The 17,017-nt window shown below is 74.2% G+C and carries 13 protein-coding genes and 1 pseudogene; 5 read left to right on the top strand and 9 right to left on the bottom strand.

Annotated elements, in window-relative coordinates; translation table 11 throughout:
• Positions 1-25: 25 nt before the first annotated feature.
• Complete coding sequence (locus ACFQGL_RS00785; protein WP_377504658.1) at positions 26-580, top strand: SigE family RNA polymerase sigma factor; 555 nt, start codon at positions 26-28, stop codon at positions 578-580.
• Entirely contained in the window at positions 573-1,790 is a 1,218-nt protein-coding gene (locus ACFQGL_RS00780; RefSeq protein ID WP_377503949.1) for a hypothetical protein, read from the top strand. The genes ACFQGL_RS00785 and ACFQGL_RS00780 overlap by 8 nt, the downstream gene beginning before the upstream one ends.
• Positions 1,791-1,847: 57 nt before the next feature.
• Here ACFQGL_RS00780 and ACFQGL_RS00775 read toward each other — a convergent pair whose 3' ends face one another.
• From ACFQGL_RS00775 to ACFQGL_RS00765, 3 genes are read right to left on the bottom strand one after another with little or no spacing between them, the layout of a single operon-like run.
• Positions 1,848-3,350: a pyridoxal phosphate-dependent decarboxylase family protein gene (locus tag ACFQGL_RS00775; protein ID WP_377503947.1), complete on the bottom strand. Its 1,503-nt coding sequence runs from the start codon at positions 3,348-3,350 to the stop codon at positions 1,848-1,850.
• Positions 3,347-4,774, bottom strand: a complete 1,428-nt coding sequence (locus ACFQGL_RS00770) for an MFS transporter (protein WP_377503945.1) — start codon at positions 4,772-4,774, stop codon at positions 3,347-3,349. Before ACFQGL_RS00770 ends, ACFQGL_RS00775 begins: the two co-directional genes overlap by 4 nt.
• Before the next feature lie 32 nt (positions 4,775-4,806).
• Entirely contained in the window at positions 4,807-5,121 is a 315-nt protein-coding gene (locus ACFQGL_RS00765; RefSeq protein ID WP_377503943.1) for an MGMT family protein, read from the bottom strand.
• Between the two features lie 61 nt (positions 5,122-5,182).
• Between ACFQGL_RS00765 and proB the strand changes: the two genes are divergently transcribed.
• Both proB and ACFQGL_RS00755 read left to right on the top strand, forming a co-directional pair.
• Positions 5,183-6,292: a glutamate 5-kinase gene (gene proB / locus ACFQGL_RS00760; protein WP_377503941.1), complete on the top strand. Its 1,110-nt coding sequence runs from the start codon at positions 5,183-5,185 to the stop codon at positions 6,290-6,292.
• Between the two features lie 66 nt (positions 6,293-6,358).
• Positions 6,359-7,600: a glutamate-5-semialdehyde dehydrogenase gene (locus tag ACFQGL_RS00755; protein WP_377503939.1), complete on the top strand. Its 1,242-nt coding sequence runs from the start codon at positions 6,359-6,361 to the stop codon at positions 7,598-7,600.
• Here the strand turns inward: ACFQGL_RS00755 and ACFQGL_RS00750 are convergent.
• The 6 genes and pseudogenes from ACFQGL_RS00750 to ACFQGL_RS00725 form a co-directional block, all read right to left on the bottom strand.
• Positions 7,597-8,433 carry a prenyltransferase/squalene oxidase repeat-containing protein gene (locus ACFQGL_RS00750; protein ID WP_377503937.1) on the bottom strand — a complete coding sequence of 279 codons (837 nt, stop codon included), beginning with the start codon at positions 8,431-8,433 and terminating at the stop codon, positions 7,597-7,599. The genes ACFQGL_RS00755 and ACFQGL_RS00750 overlap by 4 nt on opposite strands.
• A 168-nt stretch (positions 8,434-8,601) precedes the next feature.
• Positions 8,602-9,783 (bottom strand): adenylyltransferase/sulfurtransferase MoeZ, encoded by a 1,182-nt coding sequence (gene moeZ / locus ACFQGL_RS00745; protein ID WP_377503935.1) that lies wholly within the window; start codon positions 9,781-9,783, stop codon positions 8,602-8,604.
• A 123-nt stretch (positions 9,784-9,906) separates the two neighbouring features.
• On the bottom strand, positions 9,907-10,731 hold the full coding sequence (locus tag ACFQGL_RS00740; protein ID WP_377503934.1) for a DUF3152 domain-containing protein: 825 nt from the start codon (positions 10,729-10,731) through the stop codon (positions 9,907-9,909).
• 123 nt (positions 10,732-10,854) lie between these two features.
• Positions 10,855-11,715: a DUF3152 domain-containing protein gene (locus ACFQGL_RS00735; protein ID WP_377503932.1), complete on the bottom strand. Its 861-nt coding sequence runs from the start codon at positions 11,713-11,715 to the stop codon at positions 10,855-10,857.
• 5 nt (positions 11,716-11,720) lie between these two features.
• A complete protein-coding gene (locus ACFQGL_RS00730) occupies positions 11,721-12,695 on the bottom strand; it encodes an alpha/beta fold hydrolase (protein ID WP_377503930.1) in 975 nt (324 codons plus the stop codon).
• Positions 12,696-12,718: 23 nt separating this feature from the next.
• A pseudogene (locus ACFQGL_RS00725) lies at positions 12,719-14,665 on the bottom strand (hypothetical protein); the annotation flags it as partial.
• Between the two features lie 1,673 nt (positions 14,666-16,338).
• Here ACFQGL_RS00725 and ACFQGL_RS00720 point away from each other — a divergent pair.
• Positions 16,339-16,977 carry a TetR/AcrR family transcriptional regulator gene (locus tag ACFQGL_RS00720; RefSeq protein ID WP_377503928.1) on the top strand — a complete coding sequence of 213 codons (639 nt, stop codon included), beginning with the start codon at positions 16,339-16,341 and terminating at the stop codon, positions 16,975-16,977.
• Positions 16,978-17,017: the final 40 nt, after the last annotated feature.

The raw sequence follows: 17,017 nt of genomic DNA, 5'->3' as shown, positions 1-17,017 counted from the left end.
GCAACGGGGAGGGGCAGTGACAGCAATGATGGGAGCCCGCGCCAACGAACCGCCGGCGACGCTGACGGCCGGAGGGCTGAGTGCCGCGGCGATCACCTTCGATGACTTCTACCACGCGCACTTCCGGAGCGTCACCGCGCAGTTGTGCGCGTACACCGGGGATCTCGCACAGGCCCAGGACCTTGCCCAGGAGGCGTTCTGTCGGGCAGTGGCCCGCTGGGAACGGCTGGTCCGGTACGACGATCCGGTGGCCTGGGTCCGCCGGGTCGCGTGGAACCTGGCGCGGAGCCGCTGGCGCCGGCTGCGTACCGCCCGCAACCACCTGCTGCGGCAGCGGCCGACCGAGGCCGAAGTGGACGGTCCGACACCGGACCGGGTGGCCATCGACGCGGCGCTGGCGAAGCTGCCCGCCAACCACCGTCGGGCGGTCATCCTGCACTACCTGGCGGACCTGTCGGTCAACCAGATCGCCATTCAGGAAGGGGTGGCCGAAGGCACCGTCAAGTCCTGGCTGCACCGGGGGCGGGTCGCGCTGGCCGGCCTGCTGGACGAGAACACCGAGGGGGTGTGCGATGTCTGACATCGATCCGCGACTGCGGGAGCGGTTCGCCGCGTACCGCAACGAGGTGACAACGCGGGCCGTTGGCCCCGGCCCGGACCAGGCCCGGCACACCCTGCGCCGACGTCGGCGGGCGACGGCGGTGGCGGTGGCTGCCGCCGCGGTCGTCCTGGTGGTGGCCCCGGTCGTCGCCAACGCCGCGCTGCGCGGCGACCAGACCCCACCGGTGCCGGCGGAATCCGTCGAACCGACGGCCCCGCCGACGGTCGAACCGACGCCGTCGGCGACCGGCTCGCCGAGCGCGACCGGGAGCGCACCCGCCAGTCCGGGTGCGCCGGACGGCCGGATCAGCCGGGCACAGTTGCTCGCTGCCCGCCTCGATCTGCCGGGCTGGCCATCGTTCGTGCCCACGACCTGCATCACCTCGAACGTCCGCCTGGCGACGAGTTCGAGCGTGGACTTCGTTCCGTTGCTCACCGATCTGCCGGTGGGCCACACCGACCTGGACGGTGACGGCGCCGAGGAGACGGTGGCCGTCGTCGCCTGCCGGTACGGCGAGGCGTTGGCGAAGCAGGTGGTCGCCTTCGACCGGGACGACAGTGGACGGATCGTGACGCTCGGCCGGGCCGTCCGGACCACCGACGTCGATGTCGAGGACATCCGCGGGTTGAACGTCACCTCGGCCGGTGCGGTCGAGGTGCAGGTGGCCGACCTCCAGCCGTGCTGCGGCACCCCGTCGTACTGGCGGCAGGAACAGCAGCGCACGTACCGGTGGGAGGGTGGCCGGTTCATCCAGACCGACGGCCCGACCAAGTTCGGGAGGGACCCGCGGCTCACCGATCTGCGCCTGACGCTCACGTACAAACTCGGGGCGTACCTCGAGAACGACACCCGGAGATACCTCACCACCATCCTGACCGTCAAGAACGTCGGCCCCCGTGACGCGGAGCGGATCAGCTTCGAGGGCTTGGGCCTGGGCGAGCGGACGGGCGGAGACTGGTCGAAGTGCGATCCGCCGCCGAAGACCGAGCCCAACGACCTGCCGTGTCTGCTGGACGGGGTGCCGGCCGGCGAGACCCGCAAATACACCTTCGAGGAGGCGGTGCCCAGCGGGACGCGGCAGGAGTACCCGGAACCTCCGGTCATCGTCGTGACGGACCGTGACCAGCAGGACCGCCCATGGCGCGATCTCACGCCGGAAGACAACAAGGCGACGCTCAAGCCCTGGTGAGCCTCGGCTGGTGAAGCCGTCCGCTGCCCCGCCCGATACGGCGGGGCAGCGGCGCGTTCAGGCTCCCGCCGTCCAGGCGGGACGTTGCAGGAGCCCGACGAACTCCACCAGCAGGCGTTCCCGCAACGCCGGCGGTGCGGCGTCCAGCAGGGTGTTCACCACCGCCATCCGGTCCGGCGTGGATGCGTCGCCGGCATCGCCCAGCCCGAGCCCGGCCGCCAGACCGGCGACCACCTCCGGGGTCAGCGCGTCCGGGGTGAGGGCGCCGGCCAGGGCGACCAGCTCCGCGGGCAGCGGGACCGGGCCGGCCGCCCGCGCCGCCGCGACCGCGTCGGCCAGGTCCGGCCCGAACTCGGCCACCCGGGGCGCGACCGAGGCGGTCACCGTGAGATGCACGCTGGCCGGCAGGCCGGCGTACGACAGCTGGGGCTGGGTGTGCCAGCCCCGCGCGGTCAGCTCGTCGACCAGGACGAACAGGTCCGGGCCGTCCTCGGTGGCGGTGAAGCAGACCACGGTCGACTCCGGCTCGGCCATCAGCCGCAGCCCGTCCACCCCGCGTACGGCGGCGGCCAGCCCGGCTACCGCGTCCCGGGTGCGCTCGGCCAGCGCCAGGTAGCCGGCGTCGCCGAGGTGCCGCAGGGTCGCGTACGCGGCGGCGATCGGGCCGCCCGAGCGGGTGGACGCGATCACCGGGTTGATCATGGTGTAACCGGGCCAGTCCGCGTACGCGAAGTACTGGGAGGCGCGCAGCGCGGCGTCCCGGTGCAGCAGCACCGACACCCCCTTCGGCGCGTACGCGTACTTGTGCAGGTCCACCGAGATCGAGGTGACCCCGGGCACCGCGAAGTCGAACGCCGGCACCGGCTCACCGAGTCGGCGCAGGTACGGCAGGGTCCAGCCGCCGAAGCAGGCGTCCACGTGGCAGCGCACCCCGGCCGCCGCGGCCACCGCCGCGATCTCCGCGACCGGGTCCACCACCCCGTGCGCGTACGACGGCGCGGAGCAGGCCACCAGCACCGTGTCCGGGCGGATCGCCGCGGCCATCGCGGCCGGGTCGGGTCGCAGCGTGTCCGGGGAGACCGGCACCACGTCCAGCTCCACCCGCAGGTAGTGCGCTGCCTTGGCGAACGCCGCGTGTGCGCTCGCCGGCACCACGATCCGAGGGGCGGCCAGCTCCGGGTGGGCGTCCCGGGCCGACTTGACCGCGAGGATCAGCGACTCGGTGCCACCGCTGGTGACCGTGCCGACCACGTCCGGGGCGGTCGTGCCCGGCCCACCGCCGAGCACCCGGCCGGCCGCGGCGACCAGCGCGTTCTCCATCGCCAGCAGGGACGGGAACGCGGTCGGATCGAGCCCGTTCACGTGCGCGCTCTCCCGGTGCGCGGCGGCGGCCAGGTCGTCCAACCCGGGCACCGCCGGGTCGTAGACGTACGCGAACAACCGCCCGCCGTGCGTGGGCCGGTCCAGCCCTCGCAGCCTGCGTACCTCGGCAAGCACGACCTCGGCGGCGACCCCGTCGCGGGACAGTGCCCCGGCCTCCACCCTGCTCTCGTCGATCATTGAGTCATGGTGCCCTTCTCGTGACGGCCCCCCGCCGTGACGTCCTGGTCGACGCGGCCGTGGTGCGTGGCTGCGGCCAGGACGGCGGGGGTGAGGTTGTAGCGGCGCAGCAGCAGAATCGGGGGGCCGATCAGGAGGGCCGGCAGGACGGTGAAGCCGAGCAGGACGCCGAGGTGGGCCTGGTCGGACTGCGCGGCGGCGCTGCCGGTGTCGGAAGAGACGTATCCGGAGAGCTGGAGCACCAGGCCGTAGATGCCCGGACCGAGGGCCAGGCCGAAGGTCTCCCCGGCGGTCCAGAGACCGGTGAAGACTCCGGCCTGCCGGCGGCCGGTGCGCGCCGTGTCGTACGCGATGCAGTCCGGCAGCATGGCCAGCGCGAACACCTGCTGCCCGGCGTAGCCGACGCCGAGCACCGCGACCAGCAGGTAGACCGCGACCGGCGGCAACACCGGCGCGGCGACCAGGGCCAGCGCCCCGACGGCGAGGATCAGAGCGGCGGCGACCAGGGCGGCCCGCTTGCCCAGCCGGGCGCCGACCCGGGTCCAGAGCGGCATCACCAGCAGCGCCGGCCCGACGAAGCACACGAACAGCAGGGTCGGCCCGCTGTCCTCGTCGCGCAGGATCTGCCCGGCGAAGTAGTTGACCCCGGCCAGGATGGTCGCCACCCCGGCGGACTGCACCACGAAGCAGATCAGCAGTGCCCGGAACGGCCGGTTGGCGCCGGCCACGGCGAGTTGGGCGCGCAGCGTCGGCTCGCTGACGCCCACCGCTCCGACCGGCGCGGAGCGGGTGCCGAAGAACGCGCCAAGGGCACCGACGACGATCAGCACCGCCACGAACAGGCCCATCCACCGGTGCCCGGGCACGCCGTCGCCACCGGCGGTCACCACCAGCGGGGCGACCGCCCCGGAGACCAGGATGGCCAGCGCCAGGACGGCGATCCGCCAGGTCATCAGGCGGGTACGTTCGGCGTAGTCGTCGGTCAACTCCGCCGGCATCGCCACGTACGGCACCTGGAAGAAGGCGAACGCGGTCGCGGTGGCCAGGAAGGCGAGCGCCACGTACGCCACGGCGGCCGGCCCGTTGCCGAACGGCGCGGCGAAGATGCCCGCGAAGAGCAGGGCGAGCGCGAGACCGCCGAAGAGCAGGTACGGCCGGCGGGCACCCCACCGCGACCGGGTGCGGTCGGAGATCCGCCCGGCGACCGGGTTGACCAGCACGTCCCACGCCTTGGGCAGCAGCACCAGCAGGGCGGCCAGCCCGGCCGCGACGCCCAGCGTGTCGGTCAGGTAGGGCAGCAGCAACAGGCCGGGGACGGTGCCGAACGCGCCGGTGGCCAGTGAGCCGAGCGCGTACCCGGCGTGCACCGGCCGGGACAGCGGGCCGGCGGCTGGCGGGGCGGCAACACCGGACGGCGCGTTCATGGGGCCGAATGTTACTCACGTTATGTCGACGGTCACATCCCCTCCTCAGGCGACCAACCCGCCGACCTGACGTCCACGCCCTCGCCGCGCAGCGGCGCGCCCTCGGCCCGCAGCCGGGCCCGCGCCTCCCGCTCGTGCCCCGGAGGCAGCCGCCCGGAGGCGGTCACCACCCGGTGCCAGGGCACCGCCCCGCCGTGCCGCGCCATGATCGAGCCGACCAACCGGGCCGAAGCCCGGCCGGAGCGCGCGGCCAGCGCGTCGGCGACCGCGCCGTACGACATCACCCGCCCGGGCGGGATCCGCTCGACCAGGTCCAGCACCGCCTCGACGTACTCGTCCGGTGTCACAATCCGCCACCATATGGGAAGGCCGCCGGGCAGCGCGGCCATGACCACGCAGAATGGGCGGGTGCGCGAAGCAGTCACGACGGCCCGACGGGTCGTCGTCAAGATCGGATCCTCCTCGTTGACCACCGCCACCGGCGTACTGGCCAACGAGCGGGTCGACGCGCTGGTCGACACCCTCGGCCGGCTCGCCGCCGACGGCCGTGAGGTGGTGCTGGTCTCCTCCGGCGCGATCGCCGCCGGCCTGACCCCGCTCGGGCTGACCCGACGCCCGCGCGACCTGGCCACCCAGCAGGCCGCCGCCAGTGTCGGGCAGGGCCTGCTGATCGGCCGGTACGCGGCCAGCTTCGCCCGACACCGTCTGACCGTCGGGCAGGTACTGCTCACCGTCGACGACGTGACCCGGCGGGCGCACTACCGCAACGCGTACCGGACGCTGCGCAAGCTGCTCGACCTGCGCGCGGTGCCGATCGTCAACGAGAACGACACGGTGGCCACCGAGGAGATCCGGTTCGGCGACAACGACCGGCTGGCCGCCCTGGTCGCCGCGCTGGTGCACGCCGACCTGCTGGTGCTCCTCTCCGACGTGGACGCGCTCTGGACCGGCGACCCGGCCCGGCCGCAGTCGACCCGGATCTCCGAGGTCCGCGACGAGAAGGATCTCGCCGGAGTCACCATCGGCGGGGCCGGTCGATCCGGCGTCGGCACCGGCGGCATGGTGACCAAGGTCGAGGCGGCCCGGATCGCAACCGGCTTCGGCATACCGGTGGTGCTCACCGCCGCCGACCTGGCCGCCCAGGCGCTGGCCGGCGAGCCGGTCGGCACGCTGTTCCACCCGCAGCGGCGGCGCCCCACGGCCCGACTCTTCTGGCTGGCCCACGCCACCTCACCGCGAGGTCGGCTGCACCTCGACCCGGGCGCGGTGGCCGCCGTCGTCGGGCGGCGCAAGTCACTGCTGCCGGCCGGCATCACCGCCGTGGACGGCACGTTCACCGCCGGAGATCCGGTCGATCTGGTCGACGTCGGCGGCGCCCCGGTGGCCCGAGGCCTGGTCAACTACGACGCGGTCGAGTTGCCCGGGCTACTCGGCCGCTCCACCTCGGAACTCGCCGCGGCGCTCGGCCCCGCGTACGAACGTGAGGTAGTCCACCGCGACGACCTCGTATTGCTGTAAGCAAGGGCACCTTATTAACGCCTCGTGTTGTACAAGGGGCCCTTCCTAACACTTGAGGAGCGCAGGATGAGCGTCGTTGAGCAGGCGCGACGGGCCCGGGTGGCCGCAGAGACGCTGGCCGTGGCCACGCGTACGGTCAAGGACGCCGCGCTGGTGGCGATGGCCGACGCGCTGGTGGCGCGTACCCCGGAGATCCTGACCGCGAACGCGACGGACCTGGCGGCCGGCCGCGAGGCCGGGCTGAGCGCGGCCGTGCTGGACCGGCTCGCCCTCGACGCGGGCCGGGTGGCCGGCATCGCCGACGCGCTGCGCCAGATGGCCGCGCTGCCCGACCCGGTCGGTGAGGTGGTCCGCGGCTCGACCCTGCCCAACGGCCTCGAGCTACTGCAGATCCGGGTGCCGTTCGGGGTGGTCGGCATCATCTACGAGGCACGCCCGAACGTGACCGTGGACGCGGCCGGGATCTGCCTGAAGTCCGGCAACGCGGCGCTGCTGCGCGGATCGTCCTCGGCCGCGCACTCCAACGCTGCGCTGGTCGCGGTGCTACGCGACGCGGTCGCCAGCGCCGGGCTGCCGGCCGACGCGGTGCAACTGCTCGACGCCAGCTCCCGCGAGTCGGTCAAGGAGCTGATGCGCGCCCGCGGCCTGGTCGACGTGCTGATCCCGCGCGGCGGCACGTCGCTGATCCGCACCGTTGTCGAGGAGTCGACCGTGCCGGTGATCGAGACCGGCGTGGGCAACTGCCACGTCTACGTGGACGCCGCCGCCGACGTGGCGCAGGCCGTCGCGGTGACGCTGAACGCCAAGACCCAGCGGCTGTCCACCTGCAACACGGCCGAGTCGCTGCTGGTGCACGCGGACGTCGCCGACGCGTTCCTGCCGCCGATGCTGGCCGCGTTCGCCGAGGCCGGGGTGACCGTGCACGGCTCCCCCGAGGTGTCGGCACACTCCGCCGCCGTGGTCCCGGCCACCGAGGAGGACTACGCCACCGAATACCTGTCGGCGGACATCTCCGTGGCGGTGGTCGACTCGTTGGACGCGGCGGTCGCGCACATCCGGCGCTACGGCACCGGGCACACCGAGGCCATCCTCACCGACTCGGCAAGCGCGGCCCGCGAGTTCGTCGCCCGGGTGGACGCGGCGGCGGTGATGGTGAACGCCTCGACGAGGTTCACCGACGGCGGGGAGTTCGGCTTCGGCGCGGAGATCGGCATCTCCACGCAGAAGCTGCACGCCCGCGGCCCGATGGGTCTGCCCGAGCTGACCAGCACCAAGTACGTGGTCACCGGGAACGGCCACCTGCGCTAGCTGATCGGCGCCGGGCGGCAGGCCCGGATCGCGCGCAGCGTCGCGTGCACGTCGAACTGGTGCCCGTCGTCGCTCTCCCAGCCACCGTCGCTGCGCTGGGTCTCGGCCAGCCGACGCAGCGCCCGCACCATGATCCAGTCCTGTGGGTCGATGCCGACCCGGCGCAGGGTGGCCGCCAGCCAGGCGGCGTCGCCCGGTGACATCTTGGGCATCCGCTCGGCGAGCACCACCTGGATCCGCGCCGACTCCTGGAACATGTCCTGCCGATGCAGCACCGCCGCGCTCAGCCAGCCGGCGGCCAGGAACGACGGCCAACTGCCGTCCGGGCGCAGCCGCGCGGCGAGCGAGTGCGCCGCCGCCTGCACCACGCCGGCGTACACCCCGCCGACCCGGTGGTCGAGTGGACCCGCGGCGCGGGCGTCCAGGCCCGCGACGGTGAGCCAAAAGCCGGCGTTGGCGGTGAGGAAGAGCGCGGCCTCCGGGTCGCCGGGGCGGGCCCACTCCGGAGCGGAGTCGGCCAGCGCCGGATCCTCGGCCCAGCCACCGTCGGCCTGCTGCCGGGAGGCCAGCCAGTCCAGGGCTCGGCGCGCGGCGGGGCGGCCGAGCGCGCCCAGGTCGTCCAGCTTGGCGAGCCGGAAGCAGGTGGCGTCGATCGAGGCGATCTCGCCGCCCCAGGTCGCCGGCCAGCCGCCGTCGGGAGCCTGGCCGACCTCGGCCGTCTCCAACAGCTCGGCGGGCACCGGCGTGCCGTTGCGCAGCCAGGAGAGGCGCGCGCGTTCCACCGCGTCCCCATGCGCCACGACGAACCCGATCGCGGCTTCCAAATCGACCACGGCGGGAACGCTACCTGCGCAGACGCGATCCCGCCTCGGAGAATCGGCCAGCCGGAACTGGCTGCGTCGCTCCGGGCACAGGGCCCCTCGGAGCCGCCTGCGTCGATTTGCGCGCAGCCGGGGCGGCGGTGCCGGGGCGGCGGTCTAGCGGGCCGCCCCGGCGCGCGGTCAGTACGCGGGCAGTGCGGGATCGATCTGCTTGATCCAGGAGAGCACGCCGCCCTGTACGTGCACGGCGTCCCGGAACCCGGCCGCCTTGAGCGCGGCGAGCGCCTCCGCCGAGCGGACGCCCGACTTGCAGTGCAGCACGATCTGCCGGTCCTGCGGCAGCTTCACCAGCGCCTCGCCGGAGATGATGTCGCCCTTGGGGATCAGGGTGGACCCGGGGATCCGGACGATCTCGTACTCGGCCGGCTCGCGCACGTCGACCAGGAAGATGTCCTTGCCGGCGTCCTGCCACTCCTTCAGCTCCAGCGCGGTGATGGTCGAGTCGACCACCGCCTCCTGAGCCTCGTCGGAGACCGCACCGCAGAAGTCCTCGTAGTCCTCCAACAGGTCGGTGACCGTCGGGTTCTCGCCGCAGAGCGCGCAGTTCGGGTCCTTGCGGACCTTGATCTTGCGGTATTCCATCTCCAGGGCGTCGTACACCATCAGCCGGCCGACCAGCGGCTCACCGATGCCGGTGAGCAGCTTGATCGCCTCGTTCACCTGGATCGAGCCGATCGACGCGCAGAGCACACCGAGCACGCCGCCCTCAGCGCAGGAGGGGACCATGCCGGGCGGCGGCGGCTCGGGGTAGAGGCACCGGTAGCAGGGGCCGTGCTCGGCCCAGAACACCGAAGCCTGGCCGTCGAAGCGGTAGATCGAGCCCCAGACGTACGGCTTGCCGAGCAGCACCGCGGCGTCGTTGACCATGTAGCGGGTGGCGAAGTTGTCGGTGCCGTCGACGATCAGGTCGTACTGGGAGAAGATCTCGCGGACGTTCTCCCGGTCCAGCGCGGTGTTGTGGATCTCCACGTTGACCAGCGGGTTGATCTCGCGGATCGAGGCGGCGGCGGACTCGGCCTTCGACCGGCCGACGTCGGAGACGCCGTGGATGATCTGACGCTGCAGGTTGGACTCGTCGACGGTGTCGAAGTCGATGATGCCGAGCGTGCCGACCCCGGCCGCGGCGAGGTACATCAGGGCCGGCGACCCGAGGCCACCGGCGCCGACACAGAGCACCCGGGCGTTCTTCAGCCGCTTCTGGCCGGTCACTCCGACGTCCGGGATGATCAGGTGGCGTGAGTAGCGGCGGATCTCGTCAACGGTCAGCTCGGCGGCGGGCTCGACGAGCGGGGGCAACGACACGGTGGACTCCCCGGGATCGGCGGTGTGAACCGCGCCATTGTTGCTCGCCGGCACCCCGCTCGGCCATGAGGGAGGACACGTGGCCCGCGATGCGGGAGCGGGAATAACCGACGACCCGGTCGATCAGGGGACGATGTCCCCCGCGTAGCGACGGCCGTCGAGGTAGGGCCAGGCGTTGGCGACGCAGCCCTGCAGACCGTACGTCTGCTGCTGCATCACCGGGGCCGGCTCCCCCGGGCCCGGGCAGGCCTCGTGCTCGAACCCGAACTCGTGGCCCACCTCGTGGTTGACGACATAGGTGCGGTACGTGTCGAGCGGGGCGCCGTAGTCGGGCACCGCCTCCATCCAGCGGGCCAGGTTGATGATGACCTGGCCCGGGAGCCGGCAGGAGGTGTAGCGCTCGGTGGTGAGCCCACCCTCGGCGCACATCCGCTCCGAGGTGACCGGGGTCGCCAGATAGATGGTGAAGTCGGCGGTCCCGACGTCGGCCACCCGCTGCACCCGCAGCTCACCGGAGGCGATCCAGCTACGCGGGTCGGTCAGCACCGAGTCCACGGCGGCGGCGAAGGCGTGCGCGTCCTGACCGGTGCCCCGCTCGACCGTGACCCGGTAACGACGCAGCGGCCCGTCCTCGCCGTACACCGGGGTGTCGCCGTCGGCTCCGGTGAAGCGGCCGGCACCGACCGACGGATAGCTGGTGGGAGCCGGTTGCGCGTCCACTCCGCCACCGTGGCCCATCCGACCCTGAGTGGGGGCGGGCGACTCGGCCGGTGGTTCGCCACCCCGGCCGACCATCATCCCGCCGGCCGCGGCGAGCACCAACAGGCCCAGCAGGACGCTGCGGCGACGTCGCCGACGCATCCGCATCAGCGTCGGCCGCTCGCCCGGCACCCGGTACGTCGACCGCTCGGGCGGCTCGGGCGGGCCGTAAGGGGACAACGGCGTCATGTCATCCAGCGTGCCAGATTAATCGGGCATTTCGCTGCTTTTGCCGCCATTGCCGCATCGTGCCTGATCGAGGCGCGGATCGGCGCGTCGGAACGGCGCGGATCGGCGCGTCGGAACGGGCGTTCAGAGCCCGGGGCCGGCGTAGCGGCGACCGTTGACGTACGGCCAGGGATTGACCCGGCACCCGTCGAGGAAGAGGGTCTGCTGCATCATCACCGGTGCCGGCCGACCCGCACCGGGGCAGCGCTCGTGCCGGTGCCCGAGCTGGTGGCCCACCTCGTGGTTGACCACGTACGTCCGGTAGACCGACAGCGGCACGCCGGCCCGGACGAAGTGCGGCACGGACAGCCGCCACCGGTCCAGGTTGATGATCACTTTGCCGGGTGCCCGGCACGAGGTGTACGGACGGCCATCCACCCGGATGTCCACCCCACCGTCGGCACACATCCGCCCCGCCGTACGCGCCGTGGCCAGGTAGACGACGAAGTCCCCGACCGAGCCCCCGGGCACCTGCTGCAACCGCATCCGGCCGCTGTCGACCCAACTGCCCGGGCCGGCGAGCGCCGTCCGGACCGCCTGCCCGAACTCGCCCGCGTCCTCGCCACTGCCCGACTCCACCGCCACCCGGTAGCGCCGCAACTCACCCGCGCGGCCCAGCACCGGGCCGGTGCGGTCGTCGTAGCCGAAACGGCCGGTGCCGGCGGTCGGCACCGCCCCGGCCAGCCGTAGGACCGGCGGTGGGCTCGACGGAGCGGCGGACGACCCGGACGGCGACGGAGTGGCCGACGGCGGCAGCGGCGCGGCGACCAACGGCGGCCGGGCGGCGATCTCCTCGGCGGCCAGCCGATCGGCGTCCGGGTATCCACCGGGTCCCTCGGCGATCACGCTCACCGTCGTGCCGATGGCCAGCACGACTGCCGCCAGCTGGGCAACCAGTGCCAAACGTCGTTGACGACGAGCGGGGCGGCGGACAGTGGTGGGCATCCGGCTCAGCCTGCCAGATCAGGCCGCCCGGCGGTCTCCTCCGTTTCGGTGAGCAGGCCCAGCACCGCACGTGCGACCAGCCGGGGCACCTCCAACTGCGCCACGTGACCGACGCCGTCGAGCATCAGCAGCCGGCTGTCCGGGATGGCCCGGGCGGTCTGCGGCGCCACCCGTACGTCGACCAACCGGTCCTGCCGGCCGCCCACCACCAGGGTCGGCGCGCGTACCGCCCGGGCGAGTCGCCAGAGCGAGCCCGCCCCCGGCAGGTACGCCCGCAGGAAGCTGGAGACCAGCCCACGGAACGTCCGGACGTACGCGGCGGCGTAGTGGTCCGCCTCGTAGCGCACCCGGATCTCCTCCAGCGCCTCGGCGCGGCGCTGCTCGCAGATCCGGCTCAGGTCGGCGACGCACGCCTCGAGCACCTGCTCGGCCATCAACTCGGGCGCGAGCTGGGTGAGCCGCTTGGCGACCAACCGTTCACCGCCGGGAATGGCCAGAACCGGCAGCATCCGCCCCTGCAACGAGCGACGGAAGTCCAGGAACGGCAGCGCTGGAGAGATCAGGGTGAGGGTCCGGACCAGGTCGGGCCGGAGGCCGGCCACCTGGACCGCGACCGCGCCGCCCAGCGAATTACCGAACAGGTGAACCGGCCCCCGCCCGGAGTGCTCGATCCACCGGACGACCAGATCGGCGAAGGCCGGGATCGTGTAGCGCCGACCCGGCGCGCTGAGGCCGAACCCCGGCAGGTCGATGGCCTGCCCGTCGAGCCGGTCGGCGAGCAGCCCGGCCAGGTCGGTCCAGTTCTGCGACGAGCCGCCGAGCCCGTGCACGTACAGCGCCGGCTCCGCGCCGGCGGCCGTGGCGGGGGTGTCCCGCACGTACGTGACCGAGCCGCCGAGCCGGACCGCCCGGCCCGGCCACGGCGGCGGGATCCGATCCTCGGGAAGGAGATGGTCCGGCCAGAGGGTGGCACGTTTCATCCGCCCAGTCTGCCCCGGACCACTCAGGACAGCAGCGCCTCCAGCCGACGGTTCACCGCCGCCAGCGTCGCCCGCACCACCGCCTGCCGCGGATCGCCGGCCACCAGGGCCGAGCCGGCGAGCTGCTCGACCCAGCCGTCACAGACCAGCAGCACCACCACGGTCGCCACCTCGCAGTTGCCGAACGGCACCACCGCCGCGTGCTCGACGAAGCAGCGCCCCCGCTCGGCGTTCTCGGCGACGCGTAGCAACTCGTCGACCGCGGCCGCCGCGGCCACCGCGCAGAGCCGCAACACGTAGCCGTCCACCGCCGGCCCGGTGGCGTAACCGGAGGCGCTCTCACTGCCGGCCAGCAGCCGGACCTCGACGTTGGCGTCCAGCCCGAAGGTGCTGACCTGCACGTGGTCGATCACCACCCGCGGCCCCGGCGTACCGCCGGTGTCCAGCGGGCGGGACGGCGCCGACTCCGTCGTGGTCACCTGACCACCGGAGTACGACGTACCGACCGTCGCCGGGCTGCCGGTGGCCATGCCGGCGGGCGCGGCCGAGACCGACCCCGGCTCCTCGACCGTGGCACGCCCCCGATGCGGGGTGGTCGCAGCCCGGCGGCGACGCGAGGCATCCGCCCCGGCCCACTGCTCGGAACCCGCCGGAGTGCTCTCGGCCCGATCACCCACGGGCGGCTCGGCGGCCCGCAACTCCCCGGTACGCGCTTCCGCTCCGGCTTCGCTCGGCTCGGCGCTTCGGGGCTCCGGGGGACGCGCCGTGGCACCCCGTGGCTCGGCCGCCCGACGGCGGACCGGTGGTGCCGGCGGGGTGGGGGGCAGGTTCTGCGGGGCGGCGGCCAGTCCCATCCGTTCCTGCAACAGCCGGGCCACGTGACGGCTCACGTCGGCCGGGTCGGCGCCGTCGGCCAGGTCCAGCCGCAGGCTGTGCGCCCCCGCCGGGGTACGGCGCAGCGCCGCGTCGCGTACGCCGGCCACCTCCCGTACGGCGTCCAGGATGGCGTTCACGTCGAACCCCTCGGGACGCTCCCGCAGTGGCGCGGGTTCGTCGTCGCGCCGCAGATGGGTGGCGCTGCGGGCGAGTTCCGGAGTTTCGGCGGGCGGCTCCACGGCTGGCGGCTCCGGCACGACGGGCACGTCCGGTTCCGCGGGGACGCGCTGCGGCAGCACCGCCGTGGCGTCCGGCCGCCGGTCGTCGTCGGTCGGAGATGTCGGGTCGGGGGCGGATCGGCGAGCCTCGTAGGGAGGAGCGGACGCGGGTGGCGTCCGGTCGCGACGCCCGCCCGTGGCGGGGGCCGAGCCAGTACCGGCCGAGGCCGGCGGCGTCTCGTCGGGCGGCGCGGAGGCGGCGCGGGGCGGCTCGACGGCGGACGGGCCGGTCGGCTCGGGAGTCGCCGGGCGGAGCCGGAACGGTGCGGCCGGCCGGCTCTCGGGCCGGAGCGGGCCGGACGACTCACCCGCCTCGCTCGCGTGGGGCGTGCTCGCCGACCGGGCGCCCGGCCAGGACGGACGTTCGATCGGGGTGGCGGGGATGCGCCCCTCGGACCAGTCGGGTCGCTCGGACCGCGCGGCGCTGCTCGGGGTGGCCGGCGACCCACCGGCCCAGGAGGGCCGTTCCGCCGTCAGCGCCGGGCCGGCCGGTGCCGGCAGTCCCGTCGGTGCCGGTGGCGGACCCGCCGGTGCGGGTGGCGCGTCGGTCGGAGCCGGCGGCGGGTCGGTCGAAGCCGGGCCGGCCCAGGACGGTCGCGCCGGCGGTGCGCTGGTCGGGACCGGGTCCGGAACACCGGCAGCGGGCGCGCTGGTCGGCGGTGCGCTGGTCGGTGCCGGATCGGCAGCATCGGCCCAGGACGGGCGGGCGCTGGTCGACGCCGGATCCGGGCCGCCGGCCCAGGACGGCCGAGGCGGCGCAGGGCTGGTCGACGCCGGATCGGCACCGCCGGCCCAGGACGGCCGGGCACTGGTCGGCGCGGGATCCGCGCCACCGGCCCAGGACGGCCGAGACGGCGCAGAGCTGGTCGACGCCGGATCCGCGCCACCCGCCCAGGACGGCCGGGCACTGGTCGACGCGGGATCCGCGCCACCGGCCCAGGACGGCCGAGACGGCGCAGAGCTGGTCGACGCCGGATCCGCACCACCCGCCCAGGACGGCCGGGCACTGGTCGACGCCGGATCCCCACCGCCGGCCCAGGACGGCCGAGACGGCGCAGAGCTGGTCGGCTTCGAGTCCGGGTCACCGGCCCACGACGGCCGGGACGGCGGGGCGGTGGTGGGTGCCGGCCCGGCCCAGGACGGCCGCTCGGCCGGCGGGCCGCTGGTCGGGGCAGAACTGCCGGCCCACGAGGGCGGTTCCGCCGACTCGGCCCCGGACGATTCCCCGGGCGCGTTGGCGGAAGCCGCCGTCGGACGCCCGCCGGCCCTTAAGGGCCGTTCGGCCGGCTCGGAAGTGGGGTGCTCCGGCGCTGCCTCGGGCTCCGCTGGGGTGACGTCGTACCGGCGGGGCGGGTCGGCACGGACCGGCTCGTACGGGCGGGTCCGCTCGGCGCGAACCGGCTCGTACGGCTGGTTGGGCTCGGCCTCCCAGCCGGGCGCGGGCTCGTCCCGGGCCTGCCGGTCGGCCGGCTCGCCGTCCTGGCGCGACCAGGGTGGTGCCCAGCCGCTGCCCCAACTCGGGCGGTTCCAACTCGGCCCGGACCAGTCCGGTTCGACGGTCGACGGCTCCCCGGCGCGGGGCGCGTCCGGTGCGCGGGTTCCCTCGAAGGCGCGGCCCGGATCGGGCTCGTCGGCGTGCCCGGCGGCCCGGCCCGGCTCGGCCGACGCCTCCGGTTGGTGCGGGTCCCGCCAGCCGCGCGGGCCGGCCGGCGGTTCGTCGGCGGCCAGCCGCTCGGCGGTGGGTGCGTGGAAGCCTGGTGGGACCTCGAAGCCGGAGGCGGCGGTGCCGACGGGCGGCACCTGGACGGCCGGCGGCGCCGAGGTGGGCAGCCCCGGGCTGGTCCAGCGGGCGACGTGGCCGCCGCCCTGCTCGGCGGGAGTGGGCCGGGTCGGGCCGCCATCGGGCTCGCCGGTCCCCTGCTCCAGCGGCGGTACGGGACGCTGGGCGGGCACCACCAGCCGGTCGCCGCGGTCCTCGGCGCCCAGCCCCGGCGGCGCGCTCACTGGCGCGGAACGACCTTCCGGAACGTCGGCACCGGGGTGGCGGACGCCGTTGACGTGATGGCCGTTGACCCGGGCCGGCGGCTCGGGGTCAGCGGGCTGCCCGGCCACCGGTGGTGGCAGGTCGCCGTGCCGTGCGGACGACGTGCGCCAGCCGGACGCGGGGTCGGGCTGCCAGCGTGGCGGCTGCTCCCAGGGCCCCTCGCGCTCCACGGCGTGCGACCATCCACCCGCCGGGGGCGCCCAGCCACCGCCGGAACGGCCCGGGTCGTCGTGCTGACCCGCTCCGTCGCCGTTCTCTCCCGGGGTGGCGGCTCCGGGTTGCCCTGTTTCACTCACCGCGCGCTCCTTGGTCGCCCTCGCTGAGGCTACCGTGTGGTGAGAGTGGCGATAAGTTACAGCGGCGGGCCATTTCCACGACGGAGGTCAGGGGCGTCGCCCGGTCTGGGGGGATAATGCCGGCTCGTACGGAGAACTCGGAGGATCCCATGACCGCTGTGGGGAACGGTGCACAGACCGCCGGCCGGCCTACCCGCCTGCCCCGTTCCGCGCGCCGTAAGCAGCTGCTCGCGGCGGCGCAGGAGGTGTTCGTCGCACAGGGCTACCACGCCGCGGCGATGGACGACATCGCCGAGCGGGCCGGGGTCTCCAAGCCGGTGCTCTACCAGCACTTCCCCGGGAAGATGGAGCTCTACCTGGCTCTGCTGGACACGCACTGTGACGCCATCGTCGCCAAGGTGCACGACGCGATGCGCGGCACCAGCGACAACAAGGATCGGGTCGGCGCGTCGGTGCGGGCCTACTTCGACTTCGTCGACCACGAGAGCGAGGCGTTCCGCCTCGTCTTCGAATCGGACCTGCGCAACGACCCGGCCGTACGCCAGCGGGTGGAGCGGGTCGAGCAGGGCTGCATCGCGGCGATAACCGACACCATCATCTCCGACACCGGGGTGAGCAGGGCGCATGCCGAGCTGCTCGCCTCCGGGCTGGTGGGCGCGGCGGAGACGGCCGCGCAGTTCTGGCTGGCCGGCGGCCGGCAGGTGCCCAAGGCCGAGGCCGAGGCGTTGGTGGCCGCGCTGTCCTGGCGGGGCATCGCGAGCTTCCCGCTGCAAGGTGAGTCAGCCTGACCGCCGGCCCGGTGATCGGATAGCCTTCGCAGGGCGGTTC

The organism is Micromonospora vulcania (assembly GCF_042658605.1).
Classification (GTDB): domain Bacteria; phylum Actinomycetota; class Actinomycetes; order Mycobacteriales; family Micromonosporaceae; genus Micromonospora; species Micromonospora vulcania.
The sequence above is the reverse complement of the archived record's forward strand: the minus strand, read 5'-3'. Positions and strand labels throughout refer to the sequence as shown.

Coding starts and splice junctions, on each gene's coding strand:
- ACFQGL_RS00770 (WP_377503945.1), bottom strand. CDS start 4,774: ATGAACGCGCCGTCCGGTGTTGCCGCCCCGCCAGCCGCCGGCCCGCTG.
- ACFQGL_RS00780 (WP_377503949.1), top strand. CDS start 573: ATGTCTGACATCGATCCGCGACTGCGGGAGCGGTTCGCCGCGTACCGC.
- ACFQGL_RS00775 (WP_377503947.1), bottom strand. CDS start 3,350: ATGATCGACGAGAGCAGGGTGGAGGCCGGGGCACTGTCCCGCGACGGG.
- ACFQGL_RS00740 (WP_377503934.1), bottom strand. CDS start 10,731: ATGACGCCGTTGTCCCCTTACGGCCCGCCCGAGCCGCCCGAGCGGTCG.
- ACFQGL_RS00755 (WP_377503939.1), top strand. CDS start 6,359: ATGAGCGTCGTTGAGCAGGCGCGACGGGCCCGGGTGGCCGCAGAGACG.
- ACFQGL_RS00720 (WP_377503928.1), top strand. CDS start 16,339: ATGACCGCTGTGGGGAACGGTGCACAGACCGCCGGCCGGCCTACCCGC.
- ACFQGL_RS00785 (WP_377504658.1), top strand. CDS start 26: ATGATGGGAGCCCGCGCCAACGAACCGCCGGCGACGCTGACGGCCGGA.
- ACFQGL_RS00735 (WP_377503932.1), bottom strand. CDS start 11,715: ATGCCCACCACTGTCCGCCGCCCCGCTCGTCGTCAACGACGTTTGGCA.
- ACFQGL_RS00730 (WP_377503930.1), bottom strand. CDS start 12,695: ATGAAACGTGCCACCCTCTGGCCGGACCATCTCCTTCCCGAGGATCGG.